General features: G+C 58.4%; 24 protein-coding genes. 21 read left to right on the plus strand and 3 right to left on the minus strand.

Translation table 11 applies throughout. The features are described from left to right. Window positions 1–543, plus strand: a 543-nt coding sequence (locus BLQ58_RS27260; RefSeq protein ID WP_254776209.1) for a 3-hydroxyacyl-CoA dehydrogenase family protein, incomplete at its 5' end; no start/stop codon positions are given. Window positions 544–784: 241 nt separating this feature from the next. Continuing rightward, window positions 785–1,861 carry a porin gene (locus BLQ58_RS27265; protein ID WP_029051642.1) on the plus strand — a complete coding sequence of 359 codons (1,077 nt, stop codon included), beginning with the start codon at window positions 785–787 and terminating at the stop codon, window positions 1,859–1,861. Window positions 1,862–1,882: 21 nt separating this feature from the next. On the opposite strand, the gene BLQ58_RS27270 is transcribed toward BLQ58_RS27265, so the two are convergent. Then, a complete protein-coding gene (locus BLQ58_RS27270; RefSeq protein WP_092603508.1) occupies window positions 1,883–2,686 on the minus strand; it encodes an IS5 family transposase in 804 nt (267 codons plus the stop codon). 254 nt (window positions 2,687–2,940) lie between these two features. Here BLQ58_RS27270 and BLQ58_RS27275 point away from each other — a divergent pair, with 254 nt between their 5' ends. Both BLQ58_RS27275 and BLQ58_RS27280 read left to right on the plus strand, forming a co-directional pair. Next, window positions 2,941–3,909 carry a Bug family tripartite tricarboxylate transporter substrate binding protein gene (locus BLQ58_RS27275; protein WP_092603510.1) on the plus strand — a complete coding sequence of 323 codons (969 nt, stop codon included), beginning with the start codon at window positions 2,941–2,943 and terminating at the stop codon, window positions 3,907–3,909. A 140-nt stretch (window positions 3,910–4,049) separates the two neighbouring features. Next, entirely contained in the window at window positions 4,050–4,931 is an 882-nt protein-coding gene (locus BLQ58_RS27280; protein ID WP_049815988.1) for an alpha/beta fold hydrolase, read from the plus strand. Here the strand turns inward: BLQ58_RS27280 and BLQ58_RS27285 are convergent. Beyond that, entirely contained in the window at window positions 4,924–5,811 is an 888-nt protein-coding gene (locus BLQ58_RS27285; RefSeq protein WP_029051633.1) for a LysR family transcriptional regulator, read from the minus strand. The two genes, BLQ58_RS27280 and BLQ58_RS27285, sit on opposite strands and share 8 nt — an antisense overlap. Before the next feature lie 213 nt (window positions 5,812–6,024). Between BLQ58_RS27285 and BLQ58_RS27290 the strand changes: the two genes are divergently transcribed. Together BLQ58_RS27290 and BLQ58_RS27295 are read left to right on the plus strand one after the other, a co-directional pair. After that, window positions 6,025–7,014, plus strand: a complete 990-nt coding sequence (locus BLQ58_RS27290; RefSeq protein WP_092603512.1) for a Bug family tripartite tricarboxylate transporter substrate binding protein — start codon at window positions 6,025–6,027, stop codon at window positions 7,012–7,014. Window positions 7,015–7,021: 7 nt separating this feature from the next. After that, a complete protein-coding gene (locus BLQ58_RS27295) occupies window positions 7,022–8,413 on the plus strand; it encodes an MmgE/PrpD family protein (protein WP_092603514.1) in 1,392 nt (463 codons plus the stop codon). Here the strand turns inward: BLQ58_RS27295 and BLQ58_RS27300 are convergent. Beyond that, window positions 8,410–9,309, minus strand: coding sequence for a LysR family transcriptional regulator (locus BLQ58_RS27300; RefSeq protein WP_049815945.1), 900 nt, complete (start codon window positions 9,307–9,309; stop codon window positions 8,410–8,412). The two genes, BLQ58_RS27295 and BLQ58_RS27300, sit on opposite strands and share 4 nt — an antisense overlap. Before the next feature lie 234 nt (window positions 9,310–9,543). Between BLQ58_RS27300 and BLQ58_RS27305 the strand changes: the two genes are divergently transcribed. The 15 genes from BLQ58_RS27305 to BLQ58_RS27375 all read left to right on the plus strand — a co-directional run bounded on the left by BLQ58_RS27305 (window position 9,544) and on the right by BLQ58_RS27375 (window position 25,336). Beyond that, complete coding sequence (locus tag BLQ58_RS27305; protein WP_029051430.1) at window positions 9,544–10,098, plus strand: carboxymuconolactone decarboxylase family protein; 555 nt, start codon at window positions 9,544–9,546, stop codon at window positions 10,096–10,098. Between the two features lie 57 nt (window positions 10,099–10,155). Next, window positions 10,156–10,956 carry an SDR family NAD(P)-dependent oxidoreductase gene (locus BLQ58_RS27310; protein ID WP_029051429.1) on the plus strand — a complete coding sequence of 267 codons (801 nt, stop codon included), beginning with the start codon at window positions 10,156–10,158 and terminating at the stop codon, window positions 10,954–10,956. A gap of 44 nt (window positions 10,957–11,000) precedes the next feature. Beyond that, window positions 11,001–11,996 (plus strand): Bug family tripartite tricarboxylate transporter substrate binding protein, encoded by a 996-nt coding sequence (locus tag BLQ58_RS27315; RefSeq protein ID WP_029051428.1) that lies wholly within the window; start codon window positions 11,001–11,003, stop codon window positions 11,994–11,996. Continuing rightward, window positions 11,997–12,833 carry an amidohydrolase family protein gene (locus tag BLQ58_RS27320; protein ID WP_092603516.1) on the plus strand — a complete coding sequence of 279 codons (837 nt, stop codon included), beginning with the start codon at window positions 11,997–11,999 and terminating at the stop codon, window positions 12,831–12,833. It abuts the gene before it with no gap. A 22-nt stretch (window positions 12,834–12,855) separates the two neighbouring features. After that, window positions 12,856–13,809, plus strand: coding sequence for an SMP-30/gluconolactonase/LRE family protein (locus tag BLQ58_RS27325; protein ID WP_029051426.1), 954 nt, complete (start codon window positions 12,856–12,858; stop codon window positions 13,807–13,809). A 40-nt stretch (window positions 13,810–13,849) separates the two neighbouring features. After that, entirely contained in the window at window positions 13,850–14,809 is a 960-nt protein-coding gene (locus tag BLQ58_RS27330) for a Bug family tripartite tricarboxylate transporter substrate binding protein (protein ID WP_029051425.1), read from the plus strand. 283 nt (window positions 14,810–15,092) lie between these two features. Continuing rightward, window positions 15,093–16,085, plus strand: coding sequence for a tripartite tricarboxylate transporter substrate binding protein (locus tag BLQ58_RS27335; RefSeq protein WP_029051424.1), 993 nt, complete (start codon window positions 15,093–15,095; stop codon window positions 16,083–16,085). Window positions 16,086–16,117: 32 nt separating this feature from the next. Next, window positions 16,118–16,912 carry an enoyl-CoA hydratase/isomerase family protein gene (locus BLQ58_RS27340; RefSeq protein WP_029051423.1) on the plus strand — a complete coding sequence of 265 codons (795 nt, stop codon included), beginning with the start codon at window positions 16,118–16,120 and terminating at the stop codon, window positions 16,910–16,912. Between the two features lie 3 nt (window positions 16,913–16,915). Next, window positions 16,916–19,006 (plus strand): acetate--CoA ligase family protein, encoded by a 2,091-nt coding sequence (locus BLQ58_RS27345; protein WP_092603518.1) that lies wholly within the window; start codon window positions 16,916–16,918, stop codon window positions 19,004–19,006. Then, window positions 18,981–19,856 carry an alpha/beta fold hydrolase gene (locus tag BLQ58_RS27350; protein ID WP_049815996.1) on the plus strand — a complete coding sequence of 292 codons (876 nt, stop codon included), beginning with the start codon at window positions 18,981–18,983 and terminating at the stop codon, window positions 19,854–19,856. The genes BLQ58_RS27345 and BLQ58_RS27350 overlap by 26 nt, the downstream gene beginning before the upstream one ends. Window positions 19,857–19,858: 2 nt before the next feature. Continuing rightward, a complete protein-coding gene (locus BLQ58_RS27355) occupies window positions 19,859–21,190 on the plus strand; it encodes an MmgE/PrpD family protein (RefSeq protein ID WP_092603520.1) in 1,332 nt (443 codons plus the stop codon). A gap of 34 nt (window positions 21,191–21,224) precedes the next feature. Further along, complete coding sequence (locus BLQ58_RS27360; RefSeq protein ID WP_029051663.1) at window positions 21,225–22,190, plus strand: Bug family tripartite tricarboxylate transporter substrate binding protein; 966 nt, start codon at window positions 21,225–21,227, stop codon at window positions 22,188–22,190. Between the two features lie 22 nt (window positions 22,191–22,212). Beyond that, the gene (locus BLQ58_RS27365; RefSeq protein ID WP_029051664.1) at window positions 22,213–23,016 is read left to right on the plus strand and encodes an IclR family transcriptional regulator; all 804 of its coding nucleotides are present in this window, start codon (window positions 22,213–22,215) and stop codon (window positions 23,014–23,016) included. A 524-nt stretch (window positions 23,017–23,540) separates the two neighbouring features. Then, complete coding sequence (locus BLQ58_RS27370; protein WP_175460026.1) at window positions 23,541–24,341, plus strand: alpha/beta fold hydrolase; 801 nt, start codon at window positions 23,541–23,543, stop codon at window positions 24,339–24,341. Window positions 24,342–24,427: 86 nt separating this feature from the next. Next, window positions 24,428–25,336 carry an alpha/beta fold hydrolase gene (locus BLQ58_RS27375; protein WP_302847677.1) on the plus strand — a complete coding sequence of 303 codons (909 nt, stop codon included), beginning with the start codon at window positions 24,428–24,430 and terminating at the stop codon, window positions 25,334–25,336. The last annotated feature ends 13 nt before the right edge of the window (window positions 25,337–25,349 follow it).

Genomic DNA, 25,349 nt, shown 5'->3' on the forward strand with positions numbered 1-25,349 from the left:
GGCGTGACCGTCGAAGCGGGCAACCAGCCTTCCGCCGATGCGCTGATCGTGGTCACGCCGCTGGGCCTGGACGCCACCACCGCCGCGCTGGAAGAAGGCCTGGACGCCACGCGCGTGGTGGCCATCGACACGCTGCTGCCCTTTGAAGCCACCAAGCGCCGCACGCTGATGACCACGCCGGCCACCAGCGCCGCGGCCCGCGACGCCGCCCACGGCCTGTTCGCCAGCGATGGCGTGCCCGTGACCGTGATCCGCGATTCGGCAGGCTTCATCGCCCAGCGCATCATCGGCTGCATCGTGAACATCGCCAGCGACATCGCGCAGCAGCGCATCGCCACGCCGACCGATATCGACCTGGCCGTGAACCTCGGCCTGGGGTATCCGAAGGGTCCGCTGGCGCTGGGCGACACGATCGGCGCCGCTGTGATCCTGGAAGTGCTGCGCAACATGAACCGCCTGACCGGCGACATGCGTTACCGTCCGAGCCCGTGGCTGTGGCGCCGCGCCGGACTGGGCCTGTCGCTGCTGACCGCAGAAGCCTAGACGCCCTCATCCGCTCATAACTGCGCGCTGTCCACAAGCAGAGCGCAGTTTGCACGCTGGATATCTAGACAGCACAGACAATCGGCCTCCCTCAAGGTCGGCAGCCGTCTCGCAAAGAATTTTCCCCGAATGAGCACGACAGGGTGTTGTGAAGCACGCCGAGTCATACCGCGTCGCTTGGCAGATCGCCGCCTGAAGGCGGCCAGCACGAGTTTTTCACAGAGGAAGAGGAGAGGACAGAATGAGGAAAGTAGCTGTATCTGCAGGCGTCGCGCTTGCATCGTTTGCTAGCGTGGCGTCGGCGCAAAGCAATGTCACTTTGTATGGTGTCGCCGATGTCGGTGTTGAGTTCGCTACGCACGTTCCATCCGCGTCGTCCAGCGGCTCCAATGCTGTGCGAGTGAGTTCGGGGAATATGTCTACCTCCCGTTGGGGCATGCGCGGAGCCGAGGATTTGGGCGCCGGCCTGAAGGCGCTGTTCGAATTAGAGTCTGGTATCTCGCTCGATACGGGTAATCAGAACGGAGCAAATGGCAAGCTTTTCGACCGCGTTGCTCTCGTGGGTCTCGCAAGCAAAGATTTAGGGACGGTTACCCTCGGTCGGCAAGCGACCCTCGTCTACGATGTTGGTCTGCAACTTGATCCGATGGCGTTTGCGCCCAGGTATTCGTTGTACCGCAATGACGATGCCATCGCAGGCCGTGCAGACAACGCCATCAAGTATCGGGTCAAGTTTGGCGGGGTCACGGCTTCGGCGTTCTACAGCTTTGCGCGGACTGGCGCCGGTGAGATTCCGGGCAACCCGAAAGTGGATCGTGAAATGAGTGGCGCGCTGACATATGATACGGGCAACCTGTCTGTTGGTGTCGTGTACGACCAGTCGCAAGGGACAACTGTCGGCACGGCAGATCAGACCGACCGACGCGTCCTGACGGGTGCGACCTACGATTTCGGGAGCATCAAAGCATTCGCTGGGTACCGCTGGCTGAACGGCAACGTCAGTTCGACGGCACCCGCACGCTCAAATCTATATTGGGCGGGCGTTCGGTATTCGCCGACAGGTCCTGTGACGCTCAGCGGAGCCGTCTACTACACCGATGACCGGCATTCCGGAGCCGACCCGGTGATGTTTGTCGCGTCAGCCGACTACGCCTTTTCGAAGCGCACGGATGCGTACCTCAATATGGGATTCACCCGAAACAAGAACGGCTCGCAACTTGGCTTGGTGGGATACAACTCCCGCTCGGGAGCGCCCACTAGTGTTGTCCCGGGGAAAAATCAGTTTGGCGCAGTAATGGGACTGCGGCACAAATTTTAACGGGCTTGTGGCTTAGACCGGCTAACAAAACTCCTCAACGAATCGTGAGCAGATGATGGCGCAAGCGAGTTTGAGCAGGCCGAGATGGATATCGAGGCGACGTTCGAAGCGAATGCGCAGCTTGCCGAAGCCTGCGAGCCAAGCATGCGTGCGCTCCACAACCCAGCGATGCTTGCCAAGACGGTCATTCGTCTCGATGCCGCGGCGGGCGATGCGAGGGATGATGCCTCGCTTGTGCAGATGGCGACGGCAGCGTGCGAAGTCGTACCCCTTGTCGGTGTGGAGCTTCTCGGGGCGGCTCCGAGGTCGGCCAGACAGACCAGGCACCGCGGGTATTGCATCGACCAAGTCTTCGAACACAATGGAGTCGTGCCGGTTCGCCCCCGTCACCGCCATCGCCAACGGGACACCGCGTCGGTCTACGACGAGATGTCGTTTGCTGCCAAGTTTGCCGCGATCCGTGGGGTTAGGGCCAGTCTGCTGGCCCCCCGGGGGGCTGGCCACCGCTGCGCCATCGATGCTCGCCCGAGTCCAATCGATCTGGTCATGCTCACGCAAGCGTGTCAGCAGGGCCAGGTGCAGGCGCTCCCATATGCCGCTGGCCTGCCAGTCGCGGAGGCGACGCCAGCAGGTCATGCCGCTACCGAAGCCCAGTTCCTGCGGCAAGTCCTCCCATGGGATGCCGGTCTGCAATACGAACAGGATGCCGTTCAGCGCTGCCCGGTCGTCCACTCTGGGGCGGCCACCTTTGGGAGAGGGTTCCACCATCGGCAGCAGCGGCTGCAATGCCTTCCACAACTCGTTATTGATCTTCTTTCGTGCCATGACACATGGCAACGCTCAACCGCCATGTGGCGATGACATGGTTTTGTTAGCCGGTCTTAGTCAGGAAGAGGCAAACAGCGATGGCGGTTCGCCTTCTTTTTTGGGGTGCTCGGGACTAAGTTGGGCAACCACGACGCCACGGTGAATTAGCAAAGTGGAATCATAGTGTTTCCCCAACGGTATTGGTCTTTGCGATCTCTTTCCGGCATCATCCACGCGAAACACTTCACAATAACCACTCAGGAGACTGCCTCATGGCCCGTTGCCGCGGCCTTGTCGCGACCATTCTCGCGACTCTTGCCCTTGCTCCAACTTCTCTGCTTGCAGCAGGGTATCCGACTAAGCCAATTCGGATGATTGTCACTTATGTGCCGGGCGGGGGTGCCGACATCGTGGGACGGTACGTCGCCGACAAGCTGTCACGGGCAATGGGCCAGCCGGTCATCGTTGAGAATCGGCCTGGCGCAGGCGGGCAGATTGGCGTTAACGCCGGTCTTGCGGCTCAGCCTGACGGTTACACAGTGACGCTTATCTCGTCGAGCTACACGGTAAATCCTAGCCTCTACAAGCTGAAGTTTGATCCGGTTCGTGACATTACGCCAATTTCGCAAGTCTCGGCCGGGCCACTGATTCTTGTGTCGAACCCCGACCTACCGGCGCATAGCGTGGCGGAGGTGCTGGCGCTGTCCAAGACTAAGCCTGGTGGTTTGACGTTTGCCTCGTCGGGTTCGGGGAGCGTAATCCACCTAGCGGGTGAGCGCTTTGGAGCAGATGGAAAGGTGCCGCTTCGACACGTACCATACAAGGGCGGCGGCGCAGCGCTTAACGACGTCCTCGCAAAGCAAGTCGACATCTACTTTGCAGCAAGCGCCAGCGCGCTACCCCTCATCAAATCTGGACAGTTGCGAGCCTATGCTGTGACATCTAAACAGCGGCTGAAGGCGCTCCCTGAGGTCCCGACGGTCGCGGAAAGCGGGCTGCCGAACTACGACGTAACGCTCTGGTACGGTCTGATCGGACCGAAAGGCATGCCGGCGGACGTGGTGAAACGATTGAATACAGAGGTGAACCGTATTCTCGCCATGCCTGAGACGGCGACGAAGTTCTCCACGGATGGTGCAGCGCCCGCAGGAGGTACGCCGCAGCAATTCGGCGAGTTGATTTCTCGCGAAGTCACGACTTGGACCGGGATCGTCACGAAGCTTGGTGTGAAGCCGGACTAACGACACAAGAAGGGCGCAGCAACGTGCCCGCTATAACTCTCAGTCAGAATCCATATTGGATATTGCGTTGCCCTCTCGGTACAGTTTTGTGGAGTGTCTTTTTCTGCGATGTCTGATCGCCCACCACTGAAGAGGTAAGTATGCAAGTTGACTGTCAGAAGGCGTCGCACGACGCGCTGCCGGCGTCGGTGCAGCGTTACGATGTTCGTCGCGACGACGAGGTCTCTATCGAGGTATATGCCACGGGGAAGGGTCCCGTAGTCGTGCTGTTGCCATCGCTTGGTCGTGGTGCGATGGACATGCTCGAACTTGCTGAGCCGTTGGTGGGTGCCGGTTATCGTGTGCTCTGTCCTGAACCTAGGGGGAACGGTCGGAGCACTGGTCCCCTCGAAAACAAGACGCTGCACGATTGGGCTGCCGATATCGCCGCCGTGATCGAACACTCCGGTCAGGTACCGGTGGTCATCGTCGGACACGCCCACGGAAACTGGATTGCTCGGACAACTGCCAGCGACTATCCGCACTTAGTCAGTTCACTTGTGCTGCTAGCAGGCTCTGCCGGCAAGGTGCCTCGCGGGGTCGATGCGGTACCTATTCCTGCGGAGATTCGTGCAAAGATCGAACAATGCGGAAATCTGAGCCTTCCTGATGACGTCCGTCTCGAAAGCCTGAAAGCAGTGTTCTTCGCGCCGGGTAACGATCCAACCAGTTGGTTGTCAGGCTGGAACACTGAACTGATGGCGATGCAGACCTTCGCTCAGAAACGGACGCCTGTAGACGACTTCTTCGCTGGCGGTGGCAAGCCAATCTTTAACGTCCAGGCGGAGTATGACGTCATTGCGCCTCAGCGGTACGCGAATGTCCTCAGCGAGTATTTGGGCGAACAGGTCACGAATCATACAATTCGTAATGCTGCCCATGCACTGTTGCCAGAGCGTCTGGACGAAGTGGCCGAGGCAATTGTTGGATACCTCAAGGGGCGTTACGCTGCGGCCGAAAGCCCTGCGACCCCCGTCAGCTAATTATTGGCTCCCTCATAACGGTGGCAAGGACCTTGCGCACGAGTTCCCCTGGTCCTTGCTCGCGCCATATGGCATAGAGCTGAATATGCCCGGCAGTTTCTTCAATTTCACGAAAGACGACTCCGGGCATTCCTGCGCGAGCGTACGAGCGAGGTACGAGAGCAACCCCTAACCCGAGTCTGACCATCTGAAAGGTTGTCAGAGGATTACGCGCTGTATGCGCGATAGTCGGACTGAAGCCTGCATCCAGACACGATGCAATCATGGCGTCAAAAAGAGCCGGCGCATGGTCGCGGGAAAAAGCAACCAAAGGCATACCCTCTAAATCTCGGATCGTGAGGTCCGACTTCGTCGTGAACTCATGTCCCTCTGGCACGACGATCGAAAAGTGCTCAGTGAAAATAGGGGCCTTTTCGAGACCTGCTCGCGTAGGAACTGAGTGGACGACGCCGATATCAAGCTTTCCCTGCATGACGGCGTGCACCTGGTCAGCTGAGCCTATGTCGGTTACCGCGATATGCAGACCCGGAAAGCTTTCGCCCATACGTTTAAGGATCGTCGGTAACACGTGATAGATACCGGAGGTGACCATCCCGATCTGAAGGGTACCTATGTCACCCGCTGCGGTACGGCGTGCCGTGGATACTGCAACCCGCACTTGCTCGAGAACTGAGCGGCAGTCGGATTGAAAGGCGCGCCCTGCGTCGGTGAGCCTGACTTCCCTTCGGTTGCGGGTGAAGAGTTCTACGCCAATCTCGTCTTCCAGCGCCTTGATTTGCTGAGACAGAGGAGGTTGAGACATATGCAGTCGCACCGCAGCTTTGCTGAAGTTCAGTTCGTCAGCAACAGTGACGAAGTAGAGCAATTGGCGCAGTTCCATCCGACTTCCCTTGTGTTTCCCAGCGTAAGGATAGCTCGAAGTGCATTCTTTGGATGCTAGGGAAGACGTGAGGCCTGTCTGATTCGTCAGCCCTATAACTCATGGAGGCAATCAGTATTGGACGCTTGGCGGGGCGATTCTTAAAGTGGGCTGCATGCGCGGTCGGTGCTCACGACCGGCCAGCAGCATAAGAACACTTAGGAGGAGACTTCCATGGCGGTATTTGGATTTAGCACGCGACGTGTCGTCACCGGCCTTGCTGGTGCCCTGTCGATGGCAATCGGCCTGTCCTCGCATGCGGCGGGGGACTACCCGAATCGGCCCATCAAGATGGTGATTCCCTACACCCCCGGCGGATCCATCGATACGGTTGGCCGGCTGGTCGCGGCGCAACTGCAGCGTCAGATGGGGCAACCCATTATTGTGGAGAACCGCCCAGGCGCGTCAGGGATGATCGGATCGGAAGCGGTTGCCAAGGCTCAGTCGGATGGCTATACGCTTCTCTTCAACGCCTCTAGCCAAGTCTATCTACCTCTGGTTGCAAAGAACGCACCGTATGACGCGATCAAGGACTATACCGCGATTGGTCAAATTGGCCACGTACCGCTGCTGGTGGTCGCGAATCCGAATGTTCCTGCAAACTCTCTGCGCGAACTTGTACAGCTCGCGAAGGCGAAGCCGAAAGCCTACACCTGGGCAACATCCGGGCTAGGCACTACCAGTCATCTTACTGAAGAGATGATTCGCCACTCGTTCAAGCTCGAAATGGAAATTGTGTCCTACAAGGGAGCAGTTCCCCAGCTCAATGACGTAATGGGGGGCCATGTGACAGCTGCCGTATCCCCAATGCCTGGTGTGTATCCATTCGTGAAGGGGGGACGGTTGAAGGTTCTCGCGGTCACCAGCAGCAAGCGGATTCCTCAACTTCCCAATGTCCCGACGGTAGCGGAGAGTGGGCTGCCAGGTTTTGAATTGCTGTCGTGGTACGGCATCTGGGGCCCGGCGAACCTGCCGGCGGACATCACGCAACGTCTTTCGCGAGAAATCAACAAAGCAGTTCAAGATCCCGCAGTGAAGGCTCGGTTCTCCGATATGTCGTTCGAACCGGTGCAATCGACCCCAGAGCAGTTCAAGGCTTTGATTAACTCCGACCTTACCAAAGTATCCGCCATCGTCAAGGCGGCCAACATTCAGATTGATTGAAGTAGAAATGACTGCCTATCTCGACCGGCCTGATGTTGCCATTACAACATCGCTTGCGTCATGGATTTCTAGCGTAACGAATGCCGACCTGCCGGCGGAGGTAAGAGAGGCCGTCGGCTTGCTGTCTCTCGACACTTTTGGGGCTGGACTTACTGGCCATGACCAACCGTGGTCAAAAGCCATCGCAGGTTGGGCTGCCGACGGCAGTCAGGTTCCGCGTGTCAACGGAGCGCGCGCGTGGGGCAGTTCGACGCCGCTATATCGCGCAGCCGATGCCGCTCTTGTGAATGGCGCAGCGGCTCACGCGTACGAGCTGGACGATTTTCACAACGCAAAGGTCCATCTCGGCGCTGTTGTGTTGCCGGCAGTCTTCGCTTTGGCAGAACTGCACGATGTAGAACCCGAGCGGGTGGAAACCGCAATCGCCGTGGGCTACGAGACGATGATCCGCTGCTCCCTCGCTTTGCAGCCTGCGCTTGCCCGCATGAAGGGGTGGCACATGACTGCCGTGTGCGCACCTCTGGGTGCTGCGGCGGCTTCGGCGGTCATGCTCGGCCTCGACGCTCTACGGACCTCTTGGGCACTCGGCCTCGCCGGTACCCAATCAGGTGGCCTCTTCGCATTCGCATGCGATGGTTCAGACTCGAAGCGCTTCCATCCGGGTCGCGGGGCTCATGCTGGCGTGATGTCTGCCGAGCTGGCGGCGCGCGGACTCACGGGGCCAGGAAAGCTGTTCGAGACCGAAGATGGCGGCTGGTTGAAGGCGTTTTCGGATGATCCTAGACCGGGCGAAATCCTCAAAGGCTTGGGCCGGGAGTGGCGTATGCCGCGGACAAATTTCAAGCCGTATGCCTGCTGTGGCAGTGCGCACTCGCACGTGGACTGCGCCCTTCAGCTGAGGGAAAAGTGGTCTCGCCATGGGAGTATCAGGGTCGGTATGCCTACTGTCGTGGACGTGCAGTGCGGTTACAGCTATGAGCCGGGAAGCGTGCTGAACGCCCAGATGAGCGGACGCTACAGCTTAGCCGTGGCCCTTATCGATGGACAGGTCCTCCCTCCCCAGTTTGACGACAAGCGGCTGTCTGACCCGGAGGTTGTCGCACTTGCCAACGCAATGGAGATCGTCCGCGATCCCCAGCTCGATGCGCTGTATCCGGCGAGCTTCTGCGGATGGGTGGAGCTTGAGTCTCGGGATGGTAGGCGCGTACGGGCGAACCGAACTAATCCGTCAGGCTCAGCGGAGAATCCTGAGCGCCCGGCGGCCATTTTTGCGAAGTTCAGGGCATTGACAGAGTCTGCCTTGTCACCGGCGCAAGGAGACGAGTTGATCGCTGCTTTTGGAAAGCTGAGCACGACGCCCGTCAAGGACATCCTTAGCTTGGCCGTTCCCCGAAACTAGGTAGCTGAACTGTCCAGGTCCCGAACTCCGAGTGCCTTCAAAGCCCGCAGCAGTACCGGCGATTGGTTCGTGGGGTTCCAAATTGCAGAGTACTCCGCCACGGCTGAGACATCGTTTAGCTCTCTCAGTGCTACGCCGGGCAAGGAAGCTTTAGCAAGCGTCGCAGGGACAAGAGCGAACCCTCGTCCCAAGCCTACTAGGCTGACCACGGAAAGCAGGTGCTTGGCATAGTGGCGGATGTGGGGGCTGAATCCAGCTTGCACGCACGTGGCGGTAACGAGGTCGAAGTACGCGGGTGCACTGTCTCGCGGAATTGTGACGAAAGGGACATCTGCTAGCTGGAAAAGGTCGATCTTCCTACGCTTTGCCGCAGGGTGGTCGTCCGGTAACGCGGCAACCAGACGCTCCTTGTGAACGACGTGGGCGCGCAACTCAGCAGGTGGTGTCCCTATTTGGGCGAATCCAAGATCAATCCGGTCGCGTTGCAAGGCGTCTACTTGCTCCGCTGTGCTGATTTCCTCCCAGGTCAGGTCAATCTCACCGATGTCTTTCTCGAACTTCCTGACAATGTTCTCGATGTTCATGTAGAGGACAGCCGCTACAAAACCAATGCGAAGGTAGCCGATGTCGCCGTGTTCTGCCTTCTTGACCGCCTCTACCGTTGCATCAAGCTGGTTCAGCATGCGGCGTGCTTCGCGCACCAGCGCCGAGCCTGCGGGTGTCAGCTTGACAGTACGTCGGTTGCGGTCGAAAAGTTGCACGCCTAAATCTTCCTCCAACTGCTGGATATGCTTTGTCAGCGGTGGTTGGGATATCGAGAGCCTTTGCGCGGCGCGGCCGAAATGGAGTTCCTCGGCGAGCACTAGAAAAAGGCGGAGAGTCCTGAGTTCGAGCATTTGGAGGAGGTGCTGCATCGCAGCACGAGGGTGTCGATTGGTCTAACTTATTCTAATCGGGAATTAGTCTCTTCCGAAATTTGTATTGGACGCTATCGATCGGTCCACCCAAAATATAGCCATCAAACCAAAAATGAAACGGAGACAAGCCTTACCTGGCGGCACATCGATACTCATCGATGGCGGCGCCCGGTGCGGTGTTCCGGTTCATTCTCACTTCGGAACACAAGCACCATGGAACGTCTCCAGCCACTCAAGCCTGAAGAACTGTCGCCGGAACAGCGAGAGGTGTACGACGCTATCGCATCCGGTCCACGTGGCCAAGTACGTGGCCCGCTGGCCATGTGGCTGCACCGCGCAGGTCTTGCCAGCCGCGCCCAAGCACTTGGCCAGTACTGCCGTTATGACTCGGCCCTGCCGCCGCGACTGTCCGAGCTTGCCATTCTTGTAATGGCCCGGACTTGGATGGCTGAGTTCGAGTGGTGGGCCCACAAGCCTATCGCGCTGAAGGCTGGCGTGCCGTCCGACGTGGTCGAAGCGATTCGCGTTGGAAAGACGCCGGAGTTTTCGCTCGCCGATGAAGCAGTCGTCTACGACTTCATTACTGAGCTCCACGCTACGCGCAATGTCTCGGATGCGCTCTACCAGCGCGCACTTGATGTCCTTGGCAAGGATATGGTCGTAGACCTGGTGGGCGTCGCTGGGTACTACACGCTGATCTCCATGACCATCAACGTGTTTGGCGTCGTGCCTCCCGATGGGAGCGCGCCGGAGCTCCAGAAAGCCTAACGGCTCGGAGATCCCCAATTAACTTCGTTTGCGAATCAACAGATAGAGGTATTCAGAATGGCTGGTCGTCTGGAAGGAAAAGTCGTCATCGTCACCGGTGCAGGTTGTGTTGGTCCGGGTTGGGGTAATGGTCGTGCTGTGGCAGTGCGTTTCGCTGAAGAAGGCGCGAAGGTCTTCGCGGTGGACAAGAACCAAGATCCGATGGTGGAAACCTTGGACCGCCTGGCAGCCGTTGGTGGAGAGTTTGCATCGCATCTCTGCGATGTGACTGACTCTGCAGCCGTCGCAGCCATGGTTGAGGCCTGTGTTGAGCGATTTGGTCGCGTGGACATCCTGGTCAACAACGTTGGAGGGTCCGCGAAGGGTGGCCCAGTTCAACTGAGTGAAGAAGACTGGGATCGTCAACTTAACTTCAACCTGAAGAGCGTCTTCCTGACGTGCAAGCACGTGCTGCCGCACATGGAAAAGCAGGGCAGCGGCGCCATCGTGAATACCGCGTCGACGTCGGGTATCCGCTGGACTGGGGCTGCTCAAGTGGGTTACGCATCGGCCAAGGCCGCCATCATCCAGTTCTCTCGCGTGGTCGCAGTCGAATATGCAAAGAAGAACGTTCGCGTGAACACGGTTGTTCCTGGTCAGATGCACACGCCGATGGTTGAGGCGCGTCTTGCGGGCCAGCGTGCCGGCGGCGACGTCGATTCGCTGCTGGCGCAACGTCAGGCTCGAATTCCCCTTGGCTTTATGGGCGATGGTCGCGACACAGCAAACGCGGCGCTCTTCCTGGCCTCGGACGAAGCTCGGTTCGTTACCGGCACTGAGATCGTTGTCGACGGTGGTATGAGCGTTCGCTGCGACTAGCCCCGAATCCCAAATTACAGAGCAAGAGAAGTCTAGGAGTCGCAATGAAGTCAAGTTTTCGCGTGACGCGTCGTCGGTCGCTCGGCCTGGTGGCTGCTGCTGTACTGGGGGTCGTAGCATGGCCCGCCGTAGCCGCTGGGGCTTATCCGGACAAACCGATCCGGCTGGTGGTGGCGTTCTCGGCTGGAGGTCCCACTGATATCATCGCTCGCGTCATTGCGAAAGACATGAGTTCTCGGCTGGGGCAGCAAATTATCGTCGATAACCGTCCAGGCGCGGGTGGCAACATTGCGGCGGAATTTGTAGCAAAGTCGCCGGCCGACGGGTATACGCTGCTCTATAACAGCTCCTCGATCGCGATCTCTCCTGCGCTGTTCAACCTTCCGAAGCTGAATCCGGACCAGATTTTCGCGCCGGTCGGTTACGCAGCGAATGTGCCGCTCGTCCTCATCGTGAACTCGGCGTCCCCGGTTAAGACACCGGCGGACTTTATCAAATTGCTGAAGGACAAGCCAGGTCAGCTGAATTTTGGATCGTCAGGTAACGGCACCATTGATCACCTCACGAGTGCGGTGTTCGCCGACAAGACGAAGACGAAGTTCAACCACGTGCCGTACAAGGGCAACGCGGCGGCACTGCCCGACCTTCTGGCTGGCCGTATTGATTTCATGATGTCGGGAAGCTTGAACGCAGTCCTGCCATTCATCAAAGATGGAAAGCTCCGCGCAATTGCAGCCACGACGTCGAAGAGAGTGTCGGTTTTGCCTGATGTTCCAACCTTGGCGGAAACCGTAATCCCTGGATTTGACTCGGGGACATGGCAAGGCATCGTAGCGCCGGCAGGCGCTCCGACGCCGGTCGTCGAGCGACTGAATCGCGAACTGAACCAGACTCTCAAGTCGCCGGAAGTCGTGAAGGCTCTGCAAGCACAAGGTGCGGATCCCACCGGCGGTACGCCTGCGCAGTATCACGAGCTCATCCACAAGGAATACGTCCGTTGGACGAAGGTTGTCAAAGAGACTGGCGCTACGGCGAACTAAATGATTGAAGGCAGGGAAAGTATGTCGGTTTCCACTCCGGTGTGGGATTGCCACACCCATATCTATGGCCCGTATGACCGGTATCCGCTCCCGAAGGAAGCGCTCTACGTTCCCGAGGCAGCACCATTCGATGCCCTGCGAGCCGTACACAAATCGATAGGCATCACCCACGGTGTCATTGTCCAGGCAGCGAACTATGGGTCGAATCATTGCGCGTTGCTGACAGCTCTGGATGCTAGCAAAGGGACGTATCGAGGTATCGCCGTCATTTCGCCTGACATCTCGGATGAGAAGCTCGCGATGATGGCGACTCGCGGCGTCAAGGGGATTCGGATTGGTTTGATGAGCCATCTGGGCAACTCGTTTGATGCGGGAAAGGTGCGAGCGCTTGTTGAGCGCATCCGACCGTATGGTTGGCACGCACTGATCCACGGAGAGCCCAAGAACGTTATTGCGGCCGTGGATGCCGCTGGCCACTACGGCGTCAAGCTCGTCATAGACCACATGGCTCGCCTCGCCGTTGACGCGCCAGACCTGGCTGCCTGCCTTGATGACGTCTGCACGCTGCTTCGCCAGGAGAACGTATGGATTAAGGTTTCCGGAGTTGACCGTATTACTAAGGGTCGGCTGGACGCGGCGGAGGCAAAAACGGTGTTGCAGCGCCTCCTCGAAGCGGCGCCGAAGCGCGCAATTTGGGGAACGGACTGGCCCCACCCGAACCTGACCTACCCTGTGCCTAAGGACGATGCGCTGCTCTCTTGGTTTGGTTCCGCTGTCGGTGATGAAGCAATGCTGAGAGCCGTTCTATCTGAGAACCCCAGCAGCTTGTATCAATAACAATCCCAGAGAGGAGACCATCATGCAGGACGCATCCTTGTCGGTTGAGCCCATTCGCTACCCGGACGCACGCATTCAGGCACTTAGCCATCGGTTCGAAAAGTACCACTTGCCTCTGGCGGCAATTGACCGCATCGCTACCGGTGGGCGATGGAATGAAGGTCCGGTGTGGTTCGGCGATGCACGCTGTCTGCTTTGGAGCGACGTGCCGAACAACCGGATTCTGCGCTGGGACGAGGAAACGGGCAACACAACTATCTTTCGTAAGCCGTCTAACAACGCCAACGGGAATACTCGCGACAGGCAGGGGCGCCTGATTACGTGCGAACACGGCGGTCGACGAGTCACTCGGACTGAATACGATGGCTCCATCACAGTTCTGGCGGACCAGTACGACGGGAAACCGCTGAACTCCCCCAACGATGTGGTTGTGAAGTCGGATGGATCAATCTGGTTCACGGATCCGCCGTTTGGCATCCTTGGGTTCTACCAGGGCGAGAAAGCCGTAGCCGAGCTTCCCGAGCGAATCTATCGCATTGATCTGCATACCGGAGCGCTGAGCGTGGTTGCAGACGATGTAAGCGGTCCGAATGGCTTGGCTTTCTCTCCGGACGAGAAGCTCCTGTACGTCATCGAGTCCCGCACCCGTCCACGTCGGATTCGTGCCTTTAACGTATCCGGCGACGGTGAAAGCCTGACGGACAGCAAGGTGTTGATTGATGCTGGCCCCGGCACCCCTGACGGCTTCAGGGTAGATGTGGACGGAAACCTTTGGTGCGGTTGGGGAATGGGTACTCCTGAGCTTGACGGAGTACGGATCTTCGCTCCGGACGGTGAGGCTATTGGTCACATTAGCCTTCCTGAACGATGCGCTAATCTGTGTTTCGGTGGTCGCCACCGTAACCGACTTTTCATGGCATCGTGCACGTCAATCTACGCCCTGTACGTAAACACGCAAGGCGCAATCGGCGGCTGACAGGCACCGATACAAGAGTTTCTATAGAGGGGACAGTAATATGAGAAGGACATTCCTGCGGGTGGCTTTGGCCTCCGCAATGGCAGCGCTTTGCTCGCAATCTGCAATGGCGACGGATATCGCCCGGATGGTGGTCGCGTTTCCGGCGGGTGGACCTGCTGACGCACTCGCACGGTCCATTGCAAAGCAACTCGAGGTGGAGCTCAAGCGAACGGTCATTATTGACAACCGCCCGGGTGCAAATGGCGCTATCGCAGTCAGCGCGGTAACGAAGGGGCCCGCTGACGGTTCGGTCTTTTTTCTGACCAGCGCCGGCGCAATCGTTATCAATCCGGCGTTGTATAAGAACCTGTCCTATAAGCCTGAGAAGGACTTGGTTCCCGTCTCTCTTGTGACGACCACGCCGCAGGTCATCGTTGCTCCCATGAATTCCAAGTTCGCGACGGCAAAAGACATTGTTGCTTTGAGTCGCTCGGGCAAGCCGGTTTCGCTCGCTTCGTCCGGGATCGGTAGCATGCCACATATGGCTATCGAACTCTTCAAGGCGTCGACGGGCGCGGACTTCCTGCACGTTGCCTATAAGGGTGCAGCGCCGGCAATCACCGACACCATTGGCGGGCAAGTTGATGCTTTTTTCGGCGATGCCTCTGGTCTACTAACGTTCATCACCGGGAAGAAGCTTAAGCCCATCGCCGTCACGACCAGTGCGAGGCTACCTTATCTTCCCAACGTACCAACGCTTGAAGAGAGTGGTATCAAAGGGGTCATCGCTGAGAACTGGTACGGCGTGATGGCACCAGCTGGAACCTCACAGAAGGTTGTCCAGGAACTTAATTCTGCTATTCGCAAGACACTCGCGAACAAGGAAGTGCAGGCTAGTCTCACGACCATGGGTATGACTCCGGCACCTTCGTCTCCTTCGGAATTTGCTACCCGGATCCGTTCGGATGGTGAGAAGTGGTCGCGCCTCATCACGGAACGGGGCGTGAAGCCGGAGTAATACGCAGCTGAATTGTATGACCCCCTGTCCGACTTCGTACAGTCTCCAGGAATTGAGGCAGGGTTAGCCCGGCGGAGTGCCAACCGCCGGGCTTTTTTTGTTTTGCCTGCGTGCGTTGTTCGACGACGGCTTCCATTGTTGTTCGAAGTAAATTCCACTGCATGGAATTTTGGGGATGTCCGATCGCAAGCTTGTCGCTAACCTGTATCTATCAAAGAAGCGCACTGAGATAGAAGATGTATCTCATCTCGGGCGGACAAGCATTCGTCAACAGGAGACAAGTATGAACATCATCCGTGCGACATTCGTACGAAGCATCGCTGTCGCTTTGATTCCGCTGGCAGCGGCTCTGGCGCCATCCGCAGTGTCTGCTGCTTATCCCGATAAGCCGATTCGCCTAGTCGTTCCGTTTGCTCCTGGCGGTGGTACGGACTTGGTTGCACGTGCCATGGGAATCACGATGGGCGAGGATCTGGGCCAGCCCGTTATCGTGGATAACAAGCCTGGCGGTAGCACCATCATCGGTACGGATGCGGTCGCCAAGGCCGCGCCCGATGGCTACACGATGGTGATGGCAACTCTGGCGCACGCGGTCAACCCGAGCCTTCACAAGAAGCTGCCCTTCGATACGGAAAAGGCTTTTGCGCCGGTGATGCTCGTCGGTCGCTCACCGAACGTGCTGGTAGTTCGCCCGGACAGTCCGATTAAGTCCGTTCAAGATCTCATTGCGGCTGCCAAAGCGAAGCCGGGAAGAATCAGCTACGCCTCGCAAGGCGCGGGCACATCGGCCCACTTGGCCGGTGAGCTCTTCAAGAAGCTGGCCAAGGTAGACATGAATCATATCCCATATCGTGGGGCGGGCCCGGCAATTACTGACCTGCTTGGTGGGCAGGTCGATGTGATGTTTGCAACCGCGGCGGCGGTAGGGCCGCACCTTGAGAGCGGGAAGCTCCGCGCGATTGCAGTGACCACGGCTCAACGATCACAGGCGGGCGGTCTGAGCAAGGTTCCGACCATCGCCGAAAGCGGTGTTCCAGGATACGCCGCCGACAGCTGGTATGGCCTTTTCGTGCCGGCAGGCACGCCGAAGGATGTCATCGCACGCCTGAATGCTGCAGCCAAGAAGGCAGTTCAAACGGAAGCTTTTCGCAAACGTGCTGAACAGGAAGGTCTCACTGTAAGCGCTGGATCACCTGAGGATTTTGGGCGGTATGTCGCCGGTGAGAGCCAGCGCTGGAGCAAGATCATCAAGGAATCAAACATCACGGCTGACTGACCGCGTTGCCGTCACGAAAACTGGATTGAAACATGGAAAACTACTCCCTTATCGAACTGAAGTACGAGTCTGGCATTGCTGTCATTGCTCTGAACCGTCCCGAGAAGCGCAATGCGATGAGTGACGACATGCGAACCGAGTTCATCGATGCACTCGAGCGCATTACGGCCGACAAAGCTGTGCGGGCTTTGGTTATCACCGGAAACGGTAAGGGTTTCTGTGCCGGCGGCGACGTATCCGGTATGAAGCGCCGGATGGAAGCACCACAAGGCGAGGTTGGTTTCAACGGTTGGAGCCGCCAGCAGCGTGTGCACTACACCCAACAGCTGCTCCACACCATGCCTAAGCCGACTATTGCGGCGGTCAATGGTGCGGCGGCGGGTCTGGGTGCTGACACGGCGTTGTGCTGCGACTTTGTCATCGCATCCGAACATGCGTCGTTCTCGTGGTCGTACATCAATCGTGGTCTGATTCCGGATGGTGGCGGCATGTATTTCCTGCCGCGACGGGTTGGCCTGGCGAAGGCCAAGGAGCTGGTCTTTACCGGTCGGAAGGTCGCGGTTGAAGAGGCTAAGGAGATTGGCATTGTCGATCGAGTCAGCCAGACTGACAGCCTTCTAGAAGACGCTGTGGCATGGGCGAAAGAACTGAGTCAAGGTTCGCCGACTGCAATCGCGCTGGGTAAAACAATCATGAATCAGTCCTACGAACTGGCGGCAGATCAGATTTTTGCTCAGGGCAGCCAGGCCCAAGGCATCTGCTACACCAGCACTGAACACCGTGAATCCGTGCTGGCTTTCCTGAATAAACTCGCAGACAAAGGCTGAGCCATGAATGCAATCCAACGCCTTGTGGCACCGCGTAGCGTCGCTGTAATCGGTGCATCCGCTGACCCAACGAAGACTGCTGGTCGGCCGGTCCAGTATCTCCGTAAGCACGGGTTCACCGGCGCCATCTATCCTATTAACCCGAAGGTTGGTGAGATTGATGGTCTGCGGTGCTACCCGGACGTAGCTTCCCTGCCTGAGGTACCCGACGTCGGTATCGTATTGCTTGGCGCTGAGCGTGCGCATTTGGCCGTTCGCGATCTCGCTGCCAAGGGCGCCGGTGCCGCGATTGTGCTGGCAAGCGGGTACACTGAAACCGGCCCCGAGGGCGCACGGCGTCAAGCTGAGCTGATTGAGGCTGCGGGGAATATGCGGCTGCTCGGCCCGAACACGATCGGCCTGGTGAACCTGACTGACGGAATTCCGCTGTCTGCTAGCGGTGCGTTGGAGATGGATAAGTTTCCGGCCGGCAGCATCGGTGTTGTTTCGCAAAGCGGCGGCATCCTCGGCGCTCTTCTGTCACGTGCCGCGGCGCGAGGCATCGGTATGTCCAAGCTTGTTTCGACGAGCAACGAGGTGGATCTCGACCTGGCGGACTTTGTCGATTATCTGGCGGACGATGAGGCCACCAAGGTAATCGCGCTTTATGTCGAGAGCATCCGCAACCCGGAAACCTTCCGGCGTGCTGCACTTAAGGCGGCTCGCGCTGGCAAGCCCGTTGTAGCATTCAAGATTGGTCGTTCGGAGAGCGGCGCGCGTGCCGCCGTATCGCATACTGGTGCGCTCGCGGGTGCGGACCGAATGTATGAGGCGTTGTTCGACCAAGTGGGCGTCATTCGTGCGCAGTCCTTCGCAGACCTGTTGGATATCCCAGCCGCGCTCTCCACGGGGCGAAAACTGGCGGGAAAGCGAATCGCAATCCTCACCTCTACAGGCGGTGCTGGTACGCTGGTTTCGGATAGCCTGGGTGTCGCTGGTTTCGAGACTCCGGCCCCAGATGAAGAGACTGCTGAAAAGCTGCGAGCGCTGCAGAAAGGAGATCATGCCGCGCTGGACCGAAACCCGATTGACGTTACGTTAGCCGGCCTGCAGCCGGACCTGCTTCGTGCGGCGATTCGCATTCTGCTGGACAGCCCGAGCTACGACGCAGTAACTGTGATTGTTGGATCGTCGAGTCTGGCAATGCCCGACCTGATGGCGAATGCAATTCGCGATTGCTTGCCGACCAGCGCCAAGCCGGTTATCGCATACGTCAGCCCGCACGCGCCGGAAGTGGCGTCGCTCTTGAATCAGTGCGCAGTGCCGGCGTTTTCGGCCCCTGAGGCGTGCACCGTGGCTTTCCAAGCGATGTTGCACTCCAGCTCGTTTAATACCGCAGAGGATCTCGGAACCGAACCGAAGGCAGCTCCCAACCTTGACAGCTTTGGTTCGGGTTCACTGGATGAGGCTGCCGGCAAAGCACTCTTTGGTGCGTTTGGGGTGCCAGTGACGCGAGAGACGGTGGTGAAGAGCCAAGAGGAAGCTCTCGCTGCCGCCAGGCAGTTCGAGGGTGGCGTGGTGCTGAAGATTCTCTCTGGCGAAATCACCCATAAGAGCGACGTCGGCGGGGTGGCTGTCAATGTGGACCCAGCTAAAATTGGTGAGCGTCTGATTCAGATGGGCGACCAAGTCGAGAAAGCGGTCGGCACGCGCCCGACTCGCTTCCTGGTACAGGAAATGGTGAAGGGCGGCGTTGAGGTTATTCTCGGCATGCACCGGGACCCCCTCGGTACCGGCATTCTCCTTGGCATGGGAGGTGTCACCGCCGAACTTTTCGAAGACACGACCCTGCGGCTGCTGCCACGGGGCCGCGGATTGTCGAAGACTGTCGCACTTGAGATGATCCGTTCGTTGAAGACCGCACCGCTGTTGGAGGGCTATCGGGGTCGGCCGAAGGCGGATGTGGATGCGCTGGCAGATGCCATCGTAGCCTTCTCAGGCATGGTTGCTTCGCTCGGTGAAAAGTTGGTGGAAGCCGAAATTAACCCCATCTTTGTCCTGCCGCAAGGACGCGGCGTGGTGGCCGGTGATGCAGTCGCAGTCCTCGGTGCCTGAAGTCCTGACGACTTCGGTGGACGGCTGCAAAGTCGCATGGCGGGTCGTCGGCGACGGCCCGCCAGCGATTCTTCTGCATGGCGGTCATGGCTCGTGGAGACACTGGGCTCGGAATATCGAATCGTTGTCGGGGATACGCCGGCTGCTGATTCCCGATATGCCAGGGTTTGGCGACTCCGACGACTCGCCGGTGGCTGACATGGCCGGATTTGTCGGCCTTTTGGCGAAATCGATAGACCAACTACCCACCTGTGACGGACGCGTCGACCTGGTGGGTTTCTCGTTTGGTGGATTTGCTGCAGCTCATCTTGTGCACCATGAGCTGCTGGCGCTTCGGGTTCGAAGCCTCGCGTTGCTTGGTCCTGTCGGACATGGCGGTTCCCGCAGGTTGACGCGCGATCTAGTCGACTGGAGGCGCGTTGCGGGTGCAGATGCGCTTGCCGAGGCGTTGCGGCATAACCTTGCCACATTCATGTTCGCGGAGTGGACCGAAGTGGACGACGAGGCGCTAGAAATCCACATGGCGGCATGCCAATCGACCCGATTTCGCAGCAAGGTCATCTCCCGGAAGGGAGGCCTTCAAAAGGCAATCTTTAGCTTTGAGGGTCCGCTTCTCATGGCCTGGGGGGATGCAGACGTCACAGTCATCCCTACCGATATTCCGGACATCATCCGCGCCTCCCGTCCCCGTTCTCATACGCAATACCTGAATGGCCACACACGCGTGTGCGTTGTTCCGGCAGCGGGGCACTGGGTTCAGTACGAGGCGAGTCAATCGGTAAATGAACTCCTGCTGCAGTTTTGGCGGGACACAGAACATAGTCCGGCTGGTGCCGGGCAAGGAGCCTAAACGTGTACGCAACAGAAGCCTTCGGCAAGTTCTACTCCATGGTCCAGTCTGCACCGCTTCCCCCCGAAGCCATCCACCATGCCAAACGCGCACTTGTGGATTGGCATGCCGCGGTTTATCCAGGTATCAGCCACGAGGCCGTTAGGATCCTTGAGCGCGTCCTTGAAGACGAACTGGGGAAGGGTAGCGCAAAGCTGGCATCTGGTAGGTCCGCGACCGCCAGGGCTGCGGCGTTAATCAACGGCGCTGCCGCGCATGCCGCTGAGATCGATGACAGTTTCAAGGACGCCATGTATCACCCTGGCGCACCTACGATTGCCGCGGCTATCGCTGCTGCCCAAGACGTAGGCGCCACTGGAGATACGCTGCTTAAGGGGATTGTCGTCGGTTACGAGATCTCCACTCGAATTGGCGTAGCTCTTGGTCGAGGTCACTACAAATACTGGCACAACACAGCGACTGTCGGAGTATTTGGTGCCGCGTCCGCAGCCGCCTTCATTTACGGTGCCACTCCGGCCCAACTGGCTCACGCGCTAGCGACGGCCGCGACATTCTCAGCAGGCCTGCAACAAGCATTCCGGATGGACTCCATGTCGAAGCCGCTGCATGTGGGGCGCGCTGCAGAGGGTGGCCTGCTGGCGGCCAAAGCAGCGGCTGCAGACGCGACAGGTTCGCTGGATGTCCTAGATGGTGATGCTGGACTCGGTAAGGCTATGTCCGATGGGGCAAACTGGGGCTCGGTGGCGGCGACGCTCGGCAGTGACTTCCATATCTGCCGATTGACTTTTAAGAACCACATTGGTTGCGGCCACACGTTCGCGGCTATTGATGGTGCCCTAGCGTTGAAGGCCGTGCTCGGCATCGATTCCAGCAAAATCAAACGCATCCAAGTAGCGACATACCGGCCTGCGCTCGATATCGCCTGCAATCTAAATCCGAAGTCCGAGAACGAGGCGAAGTTCAGCCTGAAGTACATCGTCGCGACGGCTTTGGCATTTGGCAGTGTGCGGCTTGCGGCGTACACGCCAGAAAGGATTGCTGACGCCGAAACTCGCCGATTGATGGACTGCATGACCATTGAGGTGGATCCGGAAATTGACGCGGCGTTTCCTGGGAAGCGCGCTGCGAACATCCGCATTGAGACGGTCGACGGCCAACTTGCGGAACACTTCCAGCCAAATCGTAAGGGCGACCCTGAGGAGCCTCTCACTGACGCAGACCTTGACGCGAAGCTGCTCGAACTTGCTTCTCCTGTTTTGGGGCAGTCCGTGGCAGAGAAGCTTGCTTCAACACTTTGGAGTATGGACCGTTCGAAAGCAGTGGAATTCGCATAGTAACGAAATAGAACAGAGACAAGGAGGAGACGATATGCGTAGAAATATCTTGAGGCTGGCCTGCGCCTACATAGCGGTCTCGGCGCTGCCCGTTCTGGCAGCAGCGTATCCGGAGCGGCCCGTTCGGATTATTGTTCCGTTTCCTGCAGGGGGAGGAACGGATGCCATTGCAAGATCGCTCGGAGAAGAGCTCTCGCGCCGCCTCGGTAAGCCATTCATCGTCGAGAACAAGCCAGGCGCGGCGTCCATCATGGGCTCGGACCAAGTGAGTAAGAGTCCGGCTGATGGGTACACGCTGCTCTTGACCACTAGCGCGTTCGCGATTGTGGCAAGTGTCGGTCCCAAGCTGCCATATGATGGTACGCGTGCGTTCGAGCCGATCGCGTTGCTAGGACGAGCACCTAACGTTGTGCTTGTCCGAAAGGACAGTCGGTTGAAATCCATGGAGGACCTATTGCAGGTCGCCAAGGCTTCGCCCGGCAAGCTGACATATGGCTCAGCTGGCAACGGAAGTTCAGTTCATCTGGCTGCCGAGTACCTGCAGGCGATGTCTGGCATCAGGCTGATACACGTACCGTACAAAGGATCCGCACCTCAGTTTTCCGACCTTCTCGCAGGCCATATCGACGCAGCATTTGCCACTATGGCAAGCTCTGCCGGCCTCATCCGAGATGGCCGCGTACGCGCGCTCGCTGTGACTTCTGCGGAACGTTCGCCCACGTTTCCAGAGGTACCGACCATCAGCGAAGTGGGCGTGAAGGGCTATAGCGCTGACGTCTGGTACGGCGTCTTTGCTCCGAAGGGAACGTCGCCAGCTATCGTCCAGGTTCTCTATCAAGCCATTGAGAGTGCTTCGGCGAGCGGCCCCTATCGCGAGCGTCTTGCGCGGGAGGGAGTGACTGGAAGAGTAGGTGCGCCGCAAGATTTGACGATCACGGTCGACCAGGAAGTCGCGCGATGGAAGAGCGTCGCGAAGGAACGAAACATTCAGTTTGACTAGCCACATCGGCCGGCGGATCACCATGACGAACACCATTGCAAATCCAGACCGTGTGAAACCGGGAAAGGGAATGGCTACGCCAAACCGGTCGCTTGAACGGGGGATATCAGTCTTGCGGGCATTTCGGGCAGGTTCGTCGATGCTCGGCAATAGCGAGATTTCTGATAGAACTGGACTCTCGCGGTCGACGGTGAGCCGCCTTACGCAGTCATTGGTCGAGAGCGGAATGCTCGAGTATGTTCCTCAATTCCGCGCTTACAGGCTCGGAGTTCCAGTCCTCAGCATGGCGCACGCGATGTGCGATGGCTCTACTGTTTTAAGAGTGGCGACTCCCCTCATGACAGAGGTGGCGACGCGCCACAAGTTAAACGTCGGCCTAGCGGTGGCCGATGATGACGACATGGTGTACCTGGAGTCATTTCGCTACAGCAGGCGCCAATCGCTTCGTACTATCGTCAGTGGCTTGCGTATTCCTATAGCGCTGACCTCCCTCGGCCGGGCCTACCTAGCGACACTGTCTGAGACCAACTTTGACATTACGATGCGAGAGATGGCCAGTCGCAATCCAGGGCGAGCGTGGCTGTCTATTCGGAAAGAGATCGAGCTGGCGGTTCAGTCAGTGCGACAGAACGGCTACTGTGTAGCGTCGTGGCAGCCGCAGGTGGTGGCAGTTGCGACGCCTATGCAGATCGAGGGCTATGGCACCTACGTCCTCAATGTCAGCATCTCGACTCAGCAGACGGTTGAAGAGGTCGAGGCCACGCTCGCCAAACCTTTGCTGTCCTTAGCGGCCTCGATTCTAGCGGCGATCAGTCGTATTGAGTGAATGCTACAAGGTGCCGCACGTTCGGCCACAGTCTGCGTTGTTCGTTACACGTCTTGGCGGGAGGCCGTATGCGTCAGGTGATACGGCCGGGGGTCCGCAAATCTTGATGCCCGGCGGTAGGCGGCGCACCTTCCCCCCGGCGAACCGCAAACGAGGGTTTCCACTGATGTTGTTTCGCCTTTGCTCGCTGGGCGGCGACAGCGGTACAGCGTAAACCCTGAATCTGACGCTTTCCGCGTGTCCCTTGGTCCTCCAGAGCCTGGCTCCTATGCAATTGACGTATAGCGGCTATGGTTTCCGTCCTCCTTATTCGAAAGCGTTGCCTCCAGTAGAGTGACTGAAACAGAGCGAACGTTACTTCCCTACCAGATGCCCCGTCATATGGCTCAGTCGTGGTGCGGCAAGTTACCTTCGTGGTGCAAGAAGTCCTCTTGGGGTGCGATATGTCTATGGGTGTGGAGCCGATCTGGGTCGACGTAAACGGGATTGCAACTAGGTACTTTGCAAAGGGCGAGGGCGAGCCCATGCTGCTGATTACCGGTGGTCATTTCGGGAATCCAACAGCTACCTCGGTCGTGCAGACCTGGGACCGGAACTTCGAGATTCTGTCGAGCGCGTTCCACGTGGTGGCCGTGGAGAAGCTCGGCCAAGGTTACACGGCTAATCCGCTTCAGGATGACTTTACGATGCAAGCGGTGGTTGACCACCTGATTGCGTTCTTGGACAAGCTTGGGCTGAAGAACGTACATCTCGTTGGTCAGTCAGCTGGTGCACTCCCCGTCGTGGCTATTGCCAAGAGTCGACCAGACCTTGTTCGAACTTGCACTCTCATTAATAGCAGCACGCTCTCGCCAGGTGTGGGGATGACAGACGTCAACCTCGCGGGATGCCCGCATCCACCCTATACACGTGAGAGCCAGCGATGGGTGATGGAGAGATCGGCATTTTCCGCTGCATCCGTCACACCGGAGTACGTTGAGGCGGGGTTTGATGTCTTGAACCTTCCGAAGTACAAGGAGGGCGTCCGCATCATGCAGAGCGGTGTCAAAGACAGCATCTTTCTGCCACGCTTGGCGCAACTCAAGCGCGAGGTTCTGCAATGGTTGACTGCAGGTGGGCTTTCGCGACCGACCCAGGTCATCTGGGGCGCGAATGACCGGACTGCGTCTGTTAGTCGTGGATTGGAGCTCTTCCGAATCATTGCTGCCAACGAGCGGCGTACCTACATGTCCGTCATCAATGAGGCGGGTCATCATCCGTTTCGCGAACACCCCGAACACTTCAATGATCTATTGATGCGATTCGCAAAAGGAATCGCGCTCTAGTGGGATATGGGCGGGGTGCCGACGACTCCTGCTTGAGTCCCCCAGTGCGCCGCGGCAATCGAGTAGTTCTTTGCAGACTTCAATTGGTGAGTGTCTTGGAAACTTGCAATGTTGATCTAGACGGGATTTCAACCCGGTACCTCACAGCGGGGGCAGGGGGCGAGACAATCGTCCTCCTCCACGGAGGAACGCCCGATGGCCTCTTTCGGCAAAGTGCAATGGTATGGGAGCGAAATCTTGCTGCTTTGGGGGAGAGCTTTCGTGTATTTGCACCAGATCTGCTCGGAATGGGACACACGTCCGGCACCCGTGAGCGGGTGACGACTGTGGAGCAGATGTCAGAGCACGCTCGTAAGTTCGTCGAGACGGTATGCCTAGGATCCGTTCATCTCGTCGGTCACGATGAAGGCGGGCTCATCGCGTTGAGTCTTGCATTCGCGCTGCCGACGCGTGTCTCCTCTGTGACTGTTGTCGGGTCACGGGCAGCCCCGACTGGTGACGGAATCTCGAGTCTCGTCCTCGCCGGATGTCCGAGTCCAAGTTCGAATCGCGAGGGGCAAGGATGGCTAATGGAACGGATGTCTTTCTCCGAGACGCATATTGGCGAAGGGAACTTCCTTGAGGAAGCGGTTTCGGCTGGAGAGCTCCGGGCCGCGAGGGTCGACGCCGCGGTCGCGATGCGGGGTTCGATATCGCGGGCGAAATCTGCCTGTTTCGCAAAATTCAGAGATGTCGGTTTCCCGGCGCCGATACAACTCATCTGGGGCCTTCAGGATCAGATTGTTCCAATCGAACACGCATTCGCGTTGTATGGACTCCTTCTGGAGAAGCAGCCGTCTGCGCATCTGCGCGTCATAAATCGTGCTGGGAATCTGGTCTTCCGAGAGCGCGCGGCAGAATTCAACGAGCTGATTCGCTCGTTTGTCAGCGTCGAAGCTTCGTTAAGTCGTCGGCGCCTCGCCCGCGCAGGCTGGCAGACAGTAGCACCAACGTAACGGCTAGCCCGGC

Origin of the sequence: Ralstonia sp. 25mfcol4.1 (genome assembly GCF_900104095.1) — a bacterium.
Classification (GTDB): Bacteria; Pseudomonadota; Gammaproteobacteria; order Burkholderiales; family Burkholderiaceae; genus Cupriavidus.